Below are 13,814 nucleotides of genomic sequence, written 5' to 3'. Positions count from 1 at the left end.
CGGGACTTTGAACCAACAGACCATGCCCCACGGGCTCCCGGGCTCACATTGGCTTTAGCGTCCGTCGTCCGCTCACGAGACTAAAGCTCGTTCACTAATTCTCGTTCTAAACTACCCCCTGTGCCATCATCGCATCTACTACTTTTTCAAATCCGGCAATGTTAGCCCCTACAACGTAGTTTCCTTTCACGTCATATCTCTCTGCAGCATCAGCCATGTTATGACAGATGTCTACCATGATTCTCTGGAGTCTGCTGTCTACTTCTTCAAATGACCAGCTCAGTCTTTCGCTGTTCTGTGACATCTCCAGTGCAGAGGTTGCAACTCCGCCTGCATTTGCAGCTTTTCCTGGAGCAAATAGAACTCCGTTTGCCTGCAGATATTCAGTTGCCTCTAATGTCGTCGGCATGTTTGCGCCTTCTGCTACTGCTAAACATCCGTTAGCTACCAGTGCTTTTGCATCATCAAGCAGCAGTTCGTTCTGTGTCGCACACGGGAGGGCAATATCGACTTTTACAGACCATAAGCCTCTTCCCTCATGATATTCTGAATTTGGGCGGTACATTTTGTATTCTGTCAGCCTTGCACGTCTTACTTCTTTGATTTCCTTTAATGTCTCTACATCGATTCCGTCCGGATCGTATACCCAGCCGTTGGAATCACTGACTGTTACCACCTTTGCACCTAACTGCTGTGCTTTCTGTGTCGCATAGATTGCCACATTTCCTGATCCGGAAACAGCTACCGTCTTGCCTGCAAGCTCGATTCCATTCAGTTTCAGCATTTCCTGTGTCAGGTAAAGAAGGCCATATCCTGTCGCTTCTGTACGTGCCAGGGAACCGCCGTAGCTTAATCCTTTTCCTGTCAGCACACCTTCGGAGAGGCCGCGAATCCTCTTATACTGTCCATACATATAGCCAATTTCTCTTGCACCTGTTCCGATATCTCCGGCCGGTACGTCGGTATCCGCTCCAATGTATTTACATAATTCTGTCATAAAGCTCTGGCAGAATGCCATCACTTCCCTGTCTGATTTTCCCTTAGGATCGAAGTCGGAACCACCTTTTCCTCCGCCGATCGGAAGTCCTGTCAGAGAATTCTTGAAAATCTGCTCAAATCCTAAAAACTTTATAATTCCAAGGTTTACGGATGGATGAAGACGAAGTCCGCCTTTGTAAGGCCCGATCGCACTGTTAAACTGAACACGGTATCCTGTGTTAACCTGTACCTGGCCGTTGTCATCAACCCACGGCACACGGAACTTTAACTGTCTCTCTGGCTCTACAAGTCTTTCAAGAAGGGCATCCCTGCGGAATTTCTCCTCATTTGCCTCAACTACCACTCTTAAGGATTCCAGTACTTCCTTAACTGCCTGATGGAATTCAGGCTCTGCCGGGTTCTTCTTTACTACCAATTCGATTACTTCATCAACATATGACATCTTTCTTTACCTCCTGGAAAATAAAATCGGAAGGACAATGCCTACCGTAATTTGACTACATTGTCTACTCGTTATATTTTATATACTCAATGCAGTTTTGTCAATCAGGAATTTCATATTTTTTACAGCTTTATCACTTTATTCCAATAAACGCCCTAATTATATTATGGAATGCCGTCAAATCCAACACATTGCTTTATCTGGACTTTTTCACTGAAATATGCTTTTAAAAAGGACAGATTAATATCCTGATAAACGAAATTTCTTTTATGATATAAAAATCCATTTTGCAGGAAATGTCTTTCAATTATTCATTTTCACTTTTTAAACTATTGAAAAAAAGAAATCTGTACCGTACTTTTCCATTCCTGACCGGCCTGTCATCCGGGTCAGCGTGGTCTCTTCCCGGAGTTTTTATGGCACCGCTCCTCCCGTATCACAAAAAGGCGCCATGAACCCTCGTTCATGACGCCTTTGCCATTACAGTTATATAGTATAAACCAGTTTATTCCTGCAGTCAAGAATTATTTTCCAGTTTATTCTCGCTTTCCATTGCTCTGTCTATTTCCTGTTTTTCCCTTTTTTCGCGGACAACTGTCCACATAAAATCCATTAGGTAAAGTATAATTAGCAGTGTTCCCGCAATGCGGCCTATACGGAACGGTATTGCATTTACTATCCGTACAACAAAACCGTGAAGGACTCCAAACAGCAGAACTGTATACAATCCCCATGCGAGTGTACTTTCCAGACAAAGAATACCTTTATAATTGAAAGGCTTGTCCGTATAATCCCACCAGATCTCGCCAAATATCCTCTCCATAATCCTTGCTGTAATCCATTCTATCATTGTTGCCAGAACAGCTCCCAGTAAAAACAAAAGAAACTTGTTATGGCTGTATGGACTCAGGAGCAGATACACAGTCAGGGCACCCACACCGTATATCGGGCAGATCGGCCCTCTTGAAAAGCCACGGTTCGTCAGCTTCCTGTTACAGATTGACATATAGACAGATTCTACAACCCATCCCAGGATACTATATGCAAGGAACCAAAGCACTATATGATACATGTCATATCCCAAAATCATCTTGTCCCACATTTTCATCACTCCATTTTATCGTTCTATATCATCCAGCTCTCTTACACGCATTATCATAGCACAGCTTTTTCTACATTGCTACGGACTTTGGAAAGTCTTAAGTAAATCTTAAAAAAATTGGGGGAAGTTCCCTGATTCTCCCCTATAGGGTATGAACATAAAAATAGAGTGTTTTTCAACACTCTATTTGTCTGCACATATTAATTATACTTACGTTTTCTAGCAGCTTCAGATTTCTTTTTACGTCTTACGCTTGGTTTTTCGTAATGTTCTCTTTTACGAATCTCCTGCTGAATACCAGCTTTGGCACAGTTTCTTTTGAATCTGCGTAAAGCGCTATCTAACGTCTCGTTTTCTTTAACGATTACATTTGACATAGTCTCACACCTAACCTCCCCTCCAGCCTTGTATTGTGCATCATACGACTGTTCGGGTATATTTATTGCACTACAAAAGATTATATCATATTTTCGCTAAACGTCAACTGTTTCCGGGAAAAAAACTAAGAAAGTTGTCCTTCAAGCGTCTCTTTTGCCTTTACAAGTGCATCTTTTATACCAGCCGGGTTCTTTCCGCCTGCCTGAGCCATGTTCGGGCGTCCGCCGCCGCCACCGCCTACCAGGCCGGCAATTGCTTTTACAAGATTTCCCGCATGTGCACCCTGCTTCATGGCGCCTTCTGTCGCCGTAACCATCAGGCTTACTTTGCCGTCATTGCCGGAAGCAAGGACCACGACACCTTCGCCAATCTTTTCTTTTAACTGGTCTCCCAGATCGCGCAGTCCGTTCATGTCTACACCGTCCACCTCTGTAGCAAGGAGCTTTATGCCTTTTACGTCCTGTACCTGATCCATCACATCGCCCATCGCATCCTGGGCCAGTTTACTCTTTAAGCTCTCCACTTCTGAATGCAGGGCCTTGTTTTCATTCATCATATGTGTAATCTTCTCTGTCAGGTTCTCTGGTAACACTTTCAGAACCTTAGACGCCTCATTCAGCTTCTTTTCGAGCGCATCATAATACTTCAGAAGGCCCGCCGATGTGAGTGCCTCAATACGGCGCACACCTGCTGCTACCCCTGTCTCAGATATGATCTTAAGCGCCATGATCTCGCTTGTATTCTTTACATGGGTGCCTCCGCAGAATTCAATTGAAAAACCACCCATGTTGACAACACGCACGATATCACCATATTTTTCACCGAACAGCGCCTGAGCACCGGTCTTTCTCGCTTCTTCGATCGGCATGTTCTTTATCTCGACAGGAAGTGCTTTTGTGATATTCTCGTTCACGATTGCTTCTACTTTTTTTAGTTCCTCTTCTGTTAATGCTGAAAAATGAGTAAAGTCAAAGCGCAGACGGTCTTCATTCACACTGGAACCTGCCTGTTCAACATGCGTTCCGAGTACGGTTCTCAATGCCTTTTGAAGCAGATGTGTCGCACTGTGGTTACGCGCAGACAGAGCTCTCTTTTCAGCGTCCACGGTAAGTTCAGCCTTATCCCCGGTCTTGATCATTCCCTTTACAACATGGCCTACATGGCCGATTTTGCCTCCTAGGAGCTTAATGGTATCTTCTACCTTGAATTCCCCTTCTGCGGTACGGATGGTCCCTTTATCAGCCTCCTGACCGCCGCTGGTTGCATAGAACGGTGTCTCCTTTACAATGACAGTCCCGTTTTCGCCGTCGGAAAGAGCTTCTGTAATTTCTGTTTCTGTCGTCAGTACAATAATCTCAGACTCACAGCTTAATGTATCATAACCGACAAACGTACTTGTTATACCCGGGTCAATGGATTCATAAACAGTAACATCGGCTCCCATGTAGTTTGTCACGCCGCGGGCCGCCCTTGCGGTTTTACGCTGCACTTCCATTGCTGCATGGAATCCCTCTTCATCCACATCCATTCCTTTTTCTTCCAGTATCTCTTTCGTCAGGTCGATCGGGAAACCGTAAGTATCATAAAGTTTAAATGCGTCCTCACCGGATAAAGTCTTTGTCTTCTTTGCTTCCATATCAGCAATCATATCGGAAAGGATTCCGAGCCCCTGATCAATGGTCTTATTGAACTGCTCTTCTTCCTTTGCAATGACATTCAGGATAAAGTCTTTCTTTTCTTCCAGTTCCGGATATCCATCCTTCGATTCAGCGATAACAGTCAGGACGAGTTCCGGCAGGAAATTTCCTTCTATATTCAGCAGTCTTCCATGACGGCATGCCCTTCTTAAAAGACGGCGCAGTACATAGCCGCGGCCTTCATTGGACGGCATAATACCGTCTGAGATCATAAAAGTCACGGAACGGACATGGTCTGTAATTACACGGATTGAAACGTCCCTCTGCTCGTCTTTGCCGTATTCTGCCCCTGCAAGGCGGCAGACATGGTCTCTGAGTGCCTTAATCGTATCCACATCAAAAATGGAGTCAACATCCTGAACGACAGATGCCAGCCTCTCGAGTCCCATACCGGTATCAATATTCTTTTGTTCCAGTTCTTCATAATGACCTTTTCCGTCATTGTCAAACTGTGTAAATACGTTATTCCAAATTTCCATATAACGGTCGCATTCGCAGCCGACTGTACAGTCCGGGCTGCCACATCCGTACTTTTCGCCTCTGTCATAATAAATTTCAGAGCAGGGACCGCACGGGCCTGAGCCATGCTCCCAGAAATTATCTTCTTTACCAAACTTAAAGATCCTTTCTGCCGGTATCCCCATCTTTTTATTCCAGATATCAAACGCCTCATCATCCTCCAGATATACGGAAGGATACAGCCTGTCCGGATCAAGTCCGACAACCTCTGTCAGGAATTCCCATGACCATTTGATTGCATCTTCTTTAAAATAATCTCCAAAAGAGAAGTTCCCGAGCATCTCAAAAAATGTACCGTGGCGTGCAGTCTTACCGACATTCTCGATATCACCTGTACGGATACACTTCTGGCAGGTTGTCACTCTTTTTCTCGGCGGAATCTCCTGTCCCGTAAAATAAGGCTTTAAAGGCGCCATTCCTGAATTGATGAGTAGAAGGCTCTTATCATTGTGCGGCACTAAAGAGAAGCTCTTCATTGCCAGATGCCCTTTGCTTTCAAAAAACTCTAAAAACATCTTTCTTAGTTGGTTCACTCCATATGGTTGCATAACCTTTATCCTCCCGGTTTCTTGCATTATACATTCAACAGAAACAGAGTGGATATATATCCACTCTGTGTGTCTAACCTATCATATCATAGCTGTAATGGTTTTTCAATATTATTTCAGTTCGATTTCAGCCAGTTCACTCGGCGGAATATCGTTGGTTGAGTTCTTGACGTAGTTTGCGAGAGCCTTCTTTGCCTTCGCTACCGGAATGTTCGTTCCCGCACCCGCGATGCATCCTCCCGGGCAGCCCATACCCTCGATCAGGCAGCCGTTCATTCTGCCTGCTTTTGCAAGGGTCAGGATCTTCTTACATTCGGCAAGCCCCTCTGCGTGCTCAATGTTGACATCCACCCCCGGATAATATTCATTGACACACTTTTCAATTGCTTCCGCAACACCTCCGGCGCATGCATAGCCGCGTCCGGCCCCTGTTGCATCATGGAAGGAAGACTCTGCGGAATATTTGGTCAGGTCAATCTCCTTCGCATCAAACATTGCCTGCAGTTCTTCGTAAGTCACAACAAAATCAACATCACTGCGCACGGTCCTTCTGGAAGCTTCCAGCTTCTTGGCTGCACATGGTCCAATGAAAACGACTCTTGCATTCGGATGCTCTTGTTTTATCGTTCTTGCCGTTGCAACCATAGGTGTCAGTTCCTGTGAAATCTGGTCGATCAGGTCCGGGAAGAACTTTTTCGCCATCATCGCCCAGGACGGACAGCAAGATGTCAATAGAAACGGAAGCTCGCCGGACACCACCTTTTCCACATAATGGTGGGCCTCTGAAATCGCACCGATATCTGCACCCAGAGCTACCTCATAGACCTCTGAGAAGCCGAGCTCCTGCAGGGCAGCCTTGATGTTTCTCGGTGTGATATTGTCTCCGAACTGCCCTACAAATGCTGGTGCGATCTCGGCTACAATCTCTCCGCCTTCCTGAAGGGCACGTGTCAGCTGGAAGATCTGTGACTTGTCAGAAATCGCCCCAAACGGACAACTGACCATGCACATACCGCAGGATACACACTTCTCCGTATCAATGTAGGCCCTTCCATACTTATCAGACACAATCGCACCGACTCCGCAGGCATTCTTACACGGTCTTTCTTTTTTCGCAATGGCGTCATACGGACAGACAGATTTACACTTCCCACACTTAATACACTTTTCCTGATCGATGAATGACTTCCCGTTCACCATAGAAATCGCGCCCTTTGGACAGACCTCCTGGCATGGATGCGCCAGACATCCTTTACACATATTACTCACTTCATACTTATTCTCTTCACAGCGCTCACATGCAGATGGTATTACCTGCATAAGCGGCGGCTCATAATATTTTTCAGATATATTACTGGCTTCCACTCCGGCAGTCAGGTGCACCGGTTTATTCTCCGGGCGCAGGGACAGCCCCATCGCAAGCCTTAACCGCTCTCTTACAATCGCGCGCGCGCGGTATGTACTCTCGCGGTACTTCTCTTCTGTATCATCATTCACAATTTCATAAGGTATTGCTTCCATATCCGTCAGCAGTGTATCTGCGTCCGCTTTAAATCCTAGTTTTGCAACCTCTGTAAATACACGTCTCCTAATCGCCCTGACCGGTGTCTGCAGTCCTCTCATCATAGGTTCTCATCCTCCTGAATTCATAAAAAACAGCACATAATGCGCCATATCTTCTCTTTGCACTATCACTATACCCTTATGTTAAAAAATAGTCAATACAGTTCCTTGTACAAAAAGAAGTACATTATTTGCCCTGAAGCAGTTCCTGTGCATAGTAAACGGACTGCATTGCATCCCTGCCGTAAAAATCTGCCCCGATCATATCCGCATACTCCTGGTTCAGCACGGCGCCCCCGACCATAACCCTGCAGGAAGGAGCCTGCTTTCTGAGCTGTTTGATTGTCTCTTCCATGCTTACAACCGTTGTTGTCATAAGGGCACTTAAACCAACCAGACGGACATCTTTCTTAAGCACCGTATCCACAATTAGTTCCGGTGCGACATCTTTTCCGAGGTCTATGACATCGAAACCGTAGTTCTCAAGGAGTACTTTTACGATATTCTTTCCGATATCATGAATGTCCCCCTTAACTGTTGCCAGTACAATTTTTTCTTTCTTTTCTTCTACCTCTCCATCAGATGCAAAAGCATCTTTCAATATGGCAAACGATGCCTTTGCAGCCTCCGCGCTCATCAAAAGCTGCGGGAGGAAGACCGTACCATTCTCAAACCCTTTGCCAACCTTATCCAGTGCAGGAATCAGGAATTCATTGATAATATCAAGGGGCTTTCTGTCTTTCACAAGCCCTGATGTAATATGATGGGCCTCCTCTTTCAGCCCTTTTTCAATGGCAGTATCAAGAAGCATACTCTGTCCGGCTGACGGTGCCGCCTGTGCCGGGGCTGCCGTCTGCGCATATTGGGATATGTAAGTTTCGCAGTTTTTATCCAGATTCATCAGTGCGTGATAAGCATAATAAGACTTCATCATGTCCTCGGAAGAAGGATTGATAATCCCTGCGCTCAGGCCGTTAAACATTGCCATCGTATAAAAATTCGCGTTCACAACCGGACGGCTTGGCAGGCCGAAGGAGATATTGGAAACTCCCAGAACTGTATTCACTCCCAGCCCTTCCCTTACTTTCTTTAATGCCTCCAGCGTGACTTTAGCCCCCTCAGGTTCGGAACTGATCGTCATGGCAAGAACATCAATGACAATATCCTTCTTCTGAATCCCATACTTTCCGGCTTCTTCGATGATGCGGCGGGCTACCCTGACCCTGCCGTCTGCTGTCGGAGGAATGCCGTCTTCATCGAGGGCAAGTCCAATTACGACTCCTCCATATTTTTGAATCAGGGGGAATACGGCATCCATCGACTCCTGCTTGCCGCTGACTGAATTCACCATTGGTTTTCCGTTGTAAATACGAAGCGCCGTTTCCATCGCTTTTACATCCACCGTATCAATCTGCAGCGGCAGGTTCGTCACACTCTGAAGTTCTGTCACTACCTCTTTCATCATAGCCGCCTCGTCAATATCGGGGAGTCCGACATTGACATCCAGAATATGCGCACCCTTGTCCTGCTGGGTAATTCCCTCTTTCAGAATATAATCCATATCATGCTCTTTTAAAGCCTGTTTAAACTTCTTCTTTCCGGTAGGGTTGATACGCTCCCCTATAATTTTGGAGCCTTCTCCCAGAAATACAGCCTGCCCATAGGAAGAAACAACCGTCCATTCCTTCGGCTTTAAAGCCACCGGTTCCATTCCCCGGCAAAGTCCGGTCATCGCCCGGATATGATCCTGGGTTGTACCGCAGCATCCCCCGATGACAACAGCACCTTTTCTGACAATTTCCTGCATCGTAGAAGCAAACGCTTCGGGAAGAACATCATAAACGGTTTTCCCATTTACCTGTTTGGGAAGACCCGCATTCGGCTTTACAATCACAGGCAGGGAAGAATATCTCAGAATCTGTTCCAGAATCGGCATCATCTGTTCCGGACCCAGACCACAGTTAATCCCGAGTGCATCTACCCTGAGCCCTTCCAGAAGTGCCGTGACCGACGGAACATCTGCTCCGGTCAGCAGTTTCGCACGCTCATCAAAGATCGTAGTTACAAAGACCGGAAGGGAGGTATTCTCCTTAGCTGCCAGCACTGCAGCCTTCAGCTCGTAGGTATCACTCATCGTCTCAATATGGATCAGGTCAGCCCCTGCTTCCTCGCCATATATCACCACTTCTTTGAATGCTTCATAGGCCTCCTCGAAATCCAGATCCCCCATAGGCTTTAAAAGCTTTCCGGTCGGACCGATATCCAGGGCCGTATATACTTCACGGTCCACATCCGCAAGTCCTGCCGCCCTCTTCACATGCCCCACGGCTTTCTCAACAATCTCTTTCAGAGACATGCTGCCGTCATGGAACTTCAAGGCATTTGCACCGAATGTATTGGTCAGTATGATGTCGCTTCCAGCTTCTATATACTTTTTATGTATCCCTGTTACAATCTCTGCATGAGTAATATTCCATGTTTCAGGGAGTTCTCCGGGCTTCAGCCCCTCCGCCTGCAAAAGAGTTCCCATTCCGCCGTCAAAAAACAGCAGTTCTTTTCCTAATCTGTCTAAAATCATATGATGTCCTTTCCGCTTATTATCTTCTGTATATGCAATCCTTTTTTTCACAAACTTCACAGCCCTTTATATGGCATTTCTCCGCCGTATCACTTGCCCCAATCACGGCAGTTACAGATTTCGTCGGCGTCATCATGTAACTGTCCGTCATCGTAAGCCCGATCGTCTTCGCACAATCCAGCATCTGTATGAGCGGGGCCTGAAAGCGAATGTCGAAATCTCCATATCCGGGACTGAATCTCGGCCTTAAGTGAAGCCCTTCTTTTTCCATTTCCATGCCAATCTCAGTCTGGCACCTGTCACAGTATTCCTCAAGCAAAGCAGCCGCGCATGCCTGAAGTACAACAGCCCCCGCCATATCTGTGACAGATGCACGTGTAATCAGCCTGTCAACACCGGCACCAAGCGTAGCGCCAAACAGAATAACTTTCCTGCATCCTTTGAGATTCCTGCCGAGACTTGAACTCTGTATCGCACTCGTTCCTATTGTAAACTCATCATCCGCCGTCTGATTGAAATCAAAGATGCGATAGATGGATTTCCTGCCTGCCGTCTCCTCCAGATTCCGAAAAGAATCTGAAATCAAAGCAAGAGTTCTTTCATCTACCGCATGCTTTCCATACCCCAGATAACGGATGGCCTCTTTTGTCATATCATCCATCTGTTATAACTCCTAGCATTTTATTATTTCTGATAAATTGCGCATAATTGCTTCTGCTGTCTCTGGCTTATTCATGGAATAAATATGAATATTCTTCACACCATTCGCAAGCAGGTCGATAATCTGATCCGTTGCATATGCGATCCCGGCCTGTTCCATCGCATTCGGATAATCACCGAACCTGTCCAGAATTGCCTGAAATCTTCTTGGGAAAACTGTCCCGGATAATTCTAAGCTGCGCTTCATCTGCTTTGCACTCGTAATAGGCATGATACCCGGCAGCACCGGTACCGTGATTCCGGCTTCACGGATACGGTATAAAAAATTGTAATGAATATCATTGTCGAAAAACATCTGGGTCGTCAGAAAATCAACACCGCTGTCCACTTTCTGCTTCAGAAACTTGATATCATCTTCCTTGTGCTCATTCTCAACATGGCCCTCCGGATAACAGGCTGCGCCGATACAGAAATCACCTGACCTGCGAATCTCCTCAACCAATTCGTAAGCATAATGGAACCTGTCTTCTGTCGGGAACGGCTGGTCTGCCGGGATGTCCCCGCGGAGCGCCAGAATGTTCTCTATTCCCAGTTCTTTCAGATTCGAGATTACACCCCTCACCTCATCCTTTGTGGATGATGCACATGTAAGGTGTGCCAGACTCTCGACCCCCAGATCCTCTTTGATATGCTTCGCGATCTTCGCTGTATTCCTGCTGGTTCCGCCGCCGGCACCGTATGTTACGCTGATGAAATCAGGCCTAAGTTCAGCAATCCTGTCTGTAGCCCTCATTACATTATCAACCCCCGCGTCTGTCTTTGGCGGAAATACTTCAAACGATATATGTATCCTGTCTTCTTTCAGTCTGTCTATAATCTTCATGCCTTTACTCTCCTGTGTATCGTTTTCACGCAGCAGCCCCTTCTATTCACCGATCAGGCTCTTATATAAATCATTGTACTGCCTTGCAGAATTCTTCCATGAAAAGTCCATATTCATGGCGCGCTCTACAATTTTATTCCAGTCACGTTTCTTATCGTAATAGATACGTTCTGCGTAACGGACGGTATTCAGCATCTCCTGCGCATTGTAATTGCTGAAGCTGAAACCAGTTCCGGTCTTTTCAAATTCGTTATAGGGTTCTACAGTATCTTTCAAACCGCCGGTCTCCCTTACGATCGGGATTGTTCCGTAGCGGAGGCTCATAAGCTGGCTTAACCCGCATGGTTCAAATAAGGAAGGCATAAGGAACGCATCACATGATGCATAAATTTTATGCGATAACTCCTCCGAATAAAAGATATTGGCAGAAACCTTTCCTGAGTATTTCCATGCAAAATGTCTGAACATGTTCTCGTATTTTGCATCTCCTGTGCCAAGTACGACAATCTGAACCGCATCCTGGCAAAGTTCATCCATAACATAGTCTATCAGGTCAAACCCCTTCTGGTCCGTCAGTCTGGATACCATTCCGATCAACATTACTTTGTTGTCTTTCTCCAGCCCGAGTTCTTCCTGAAGAGCCGCCTTATTAAAAGGTTTGTTCTTTCTGAAAGTCTCTACGGTAAACTTTCTCGCAATCCTGGTATCTGAAAACGGACAATACTCTTCATAATCCAGCCCGTTCACAATACCGCATAAATCATTGGCTCTCGCCCTCATCAATCCGTCAAGTGCCTCCCCGTAGAACGGAGTCTTAATCTCCTCCGCATAGGTCTGGCTGACGGTCGTTACTTTATCTGCATATACGATTCCGCCTTTGAGCAGATTCGCATCTTTGTATGCTTCCATCTTATCCGGAGCGAAATAATATTCCGGCAGCCCGGTGATCTGGCGTACAGTCTTCGTGTCCCATACTCCCTGAAATTTTAAGTTATGTATTGTCATTACAGACTTGATCCCCCGGTAATACTCCCCAAGATAACGGAAGTTATCCAGATAAACAGGAATCAGCCCTGTCTGCCAGTCATGACAGTGGATCAGATCCGGGCGGAAACCGATCACCGGAAGAATACTAAGCACTGCCTTTGAGAAAAATGCAAACTTCTCAATATTCCACTTAGGATCCCCGTCATACGGTGCAAAACCGCCAAAATAAAATTCATTGTCAATAAAATAAAAGGTGATCTTGTCATATACACACTTCAAGATTCCGACATACTGGTCGACTCCAGCGATGTCCATATAAAAATGACTTTCATACTCCAGCATATCTTTCCACTTCTGGTTCATGCATGTATACTTTGGCAGAACAACCCTGACATCATATTCCTTCTTGTCGAAATACTTTGGCAATGAGCCGACAACATCTGCCAATCCACCTGTTTTAATAAAAGGTACACATTCTGAAGATGCAAATAAAATGTTTTTCATAAATACATCCCTCCACTTTCCTTGAGTTCTCTTCGAAGCCTTATTACTGACTATTATACCTCATTTTCTGAGCAAAGGGAAGAATTATCTGTGCTTATACTCCAATTGGATCGTATCCGCAATCAAAGCTATGAATTCAGAATTCGTCGGTTTCCCCTTTCCTGTGCTGACAGTATAACCAAACAATTCATCCAGCGTATCCAGTTTCCCGCGGTTCCACGCCACTTCAATTGCATGGCGGATTGCGCGCTCCACACGGCTGGATGTTGTCTGATATTTCTTTGCCACTGTCGGATATAGTACTTTTGTAATAGCATTCAGTACATCCATATCTTCAACAGCCATCATTATTGCATCTCTTAAATAATGGTACCCTTTGATATGTGCAGGAATCCCAATCTCATGAAGCATGTTAGTGACACGGTTTTCCAGGTCTTCTTCTCTGATATTGGTATTTCCAGTAATTTCATCATTTTTCTTATCGTGATTCCGGAACACTTTTCTTACAGTTTTTATACGATTCAACAACATCTCGTTATTAAAAGGTTTCATGATGTAGTAATTTGCGCCTTTGTTGAAAGCATCTTCTGTAATTTTTTCCTGTCCAACCGCTGTTACGACAATAAAATCAGGGCGTTTTGTCATAGTTTTATCCTGATTAATCTGCTCCATAACGGTTAATCCGTCCATTTTCGGCATAATCAGATCAAGTAAAACCACGTCTGGCTGTTGATTTCTGATGATTTGACACATCTCCTCACCGTTTTTAGCCTTTCCCACCACATTCAGTTCCTTGTCCATGTTGATAATTTCTTCCAGTAAATCCAGAATTCTCTCATTATCATCAGCGATGGCCACGTTTAAATGTTCCATAATCCCTCTCTCCTCTTAAGGACCCGGACTGAGAAACGCCACTCGATTATTATATCTGTCAATGATTGCAGAATCAAGGGT

The 13,814-nt window shown here is 45.5% G+C and carries 10 protein-coding genes; all 10 read right to left on the bottom strand.

Going from position 1 to position 13,814, the window contains the following annotated elements:
- Window positions 1-106: 106 nt before the first annotated feature.
- Entirely contained in the window at window positions 107-1,441 is a 1,335-nt protein-coding gene (gene gdhA / locus ABIN22_RS18495) for an NADP-specific glutamate dehydrogenase (RefSeq protein ID WP_109729278.1), read from the bottom strand.
- Window positions 1,442-1,958: 517 nt separating this feature from the next.
- The gene (locus ABIN22_RS18490) at window positions 1,959-2,543 is read right to left on the bottom strand and encodes a putative ABC transporter permease (protein WP_109729277.1); all 585 of its coding nucleotides are present in this window, start codon (window positions 2,541-2,543) and stop codon (window positions 1,959-1,961) included.
- 200 nt (window positions 2,544-2,743) lie between these two features.
- Window positions 2,744-2,920 carry a 30S ribosomal protein S21 gene (rpsU, locus tag ABIN22_RS18485; protein ID WP_004054229.1) on the bottom strand — a complete coding sequence of 59 codons (177 nt, stop codon included), beginning with the start codon at window positions 2,918-2,920 and terminating at the stop codon, window positions 2,744-2,746.
- Window positions 2,921-3,045: 125 nt separating this feature from the next.
- A complete protein-coding gene (alaS, locus tag ABIN22_RS18480; RefSeq protein WP_346910399.1) occupies window positions 3,046-5,685 on the bottom strand; it encodes an alanine--tRNA ligase in 2,640 nt (879 codons plus the stop codon).
- A gap of 111 nt (window positions 5,686-5,796) precedes the next feature.
- Complete coding sequence (locus ABIN22_RS18475; RefSeq protein ID WP_118618638.1) at window positions 5,797-7,311, bottom strand: 4Fe-4S dicluster domain-containing protein; 1,515 nt, start codon at window positions 7,309-7,311, stop codon at window positions 5,797-5,799.
- Between the two features lie 124 nt (window positions 7,312-7,435).
- On the bottom strand, window positions 7,436-9,826 hold the full coding sequence (locus ABIN22_RS18470) for a homocysteine S-methyltransferase family protein (RefSeq protein WP_346910397.1): 2,391 nt from the start codon (window positions 9,824-9,826) through the stop codon (window positions 7,436-7,438).
- 19 nt (window positions 9,827-9,845) lie between these two features.
- Window positions 9,846-10,487 (bottom strand): vitamin B12 dependent-methionine synthase activation domain-containing protein, encoded by a 642-nt coding sequence (locus ABIN22_RS18465; RefSeq protein WP_346910395.1) that lies wholly within the window; start codon window positions 10,485-10,487, stop codon window positions 9,846-9,848.
- A 12-nt stretch (window positions 10,488-10,499) separates the two neighbouring features.
- Window positions 10,500-11,369 carry a methylenetetrahydrofolate reductase [NAD(P)H] gene (gene metF / locus ABIN22_RS18460; protein WP_109729273.1) on the bottom strand — a complete coding sequence of 290 codons (870 nt, stop codon included), beginning with the start codon at window positions 11,367-11,369 and terminating at the stop codon, window positions 10,500-10,502.
- Between the two features lie 42 nt (window positions 11,370-11,411).
- Window positions 11,412-12,860, bottom strand: coding sequence for a glycogen synthase GlgA (glgA, locus tag ABIN22_RS18455; protein WP_109729272.1), 1,449 nt, complete (start codon window positions 12,858-12,860; stop codon window positions 11,412-11,414).
- 84 nt (window positions 12,861-12,944) lie between these two features.
- Window positions 12,945-13,733, bottom strand: coding sequence for a sporulation transcription factor Spo0A (gene spo0A / locus ABIN22_RS18450; protein ID WP_109729271.1), 789 nt, complete (start codon window positions 13,731-13,733; stop codon window positions 12,945-12,947).
- Window positions 13,734-13,814: the final 81 nt, after the last annotated feature.

Origin of the sequence: Faecalicatena orotica, from assembly GCF_905197545.1 — a bacterium.
GTDB classification, from domain to species: Bacteria; Bacillota; Clostridia; order Lachnospirales; family Lachnospiraceae; genus Faecalicatena_A; species Faecalicatena_A orotica.
Note: the sequence above shows the minus strand (reverse complement) of the source record. Positions and strands in the feature narration are given on the sequence as shown.

What these genes read in the sequence shown, in the direction of transcription:
- ABIN22_RS18465 (WP_346910395.1), bottom strand. Translation starts at nt 10,487, where the DNA reads ATGGATGATATGACAAAAGAGGCCATCCGTTATCTGGGGTATGGAAAG.
- alaS (WP_346910399.1), bottom strand. Translation starts at nt 5,685, where the DNA reads ATGCAACCATATGGAGTGAACCAACTAAGAAAGATGTTTTTAGAGTTT.
- spo0A (WP_109729271.1), bottom strand. Translation starts at nt 13,733, where the DNA reads ATGGAACATTTAAACGTGGCCATCGCTGATGATAATGAGAGAATTCTG.
- metF (WP_109729273.1), bottom strand. Translation starts at nt 11,369, where the DNA reads ATGAAGATTATAGACAGACTGAAAGAAGACAGGATACATATATCGTTT.
- rpsU (WP_004054229.1), bottom strand. Translation starts at nt 2,920, where the DNA reads ATGTCAAATGTAATCGTTAAAGAAAACGAGACGTTAGATAGCGCTTTA.
- gdhA (WP_109729278.1), bottom strand. Translation starts at nt 1,441, where the DNA reads ATGTCATATGTTGATGAAGTAATCGAATTGGTAGTAAAGAAGAACCCG.
- glgA (WP_109729272.1), bottom strand. Translation starts at nt 12,860, where the DNA reads ATGAAAAACATTTTATTTGCATCTTCAGAATGTGTACCTTTTATTAAA.
- ABIN22_RS18490 (WP_109729277.1), bottom strand. Translation starts at nt 2,543, where the DNA reads ATGTGGGACAAGATGATTTTGGGATATGACATGTATCATATAGTGCTT.
- ABIN22_RS18470 (WP_346910397.1), bottom strand. Translation starts at nt 9,826, where the DNA reads ATGATTTTAGACAGATTAGGAAAAGAACTGCTGTTTTTTGACGGCGGA.
- ABIN22_RS18475 (WP_118618638.1), bottom strand. Translation starts at nt 7,311, where the DNA reads ATGATGAGAGGACTGCAGACACCGGTCAGGGCGATTAGGAGACGTGTA.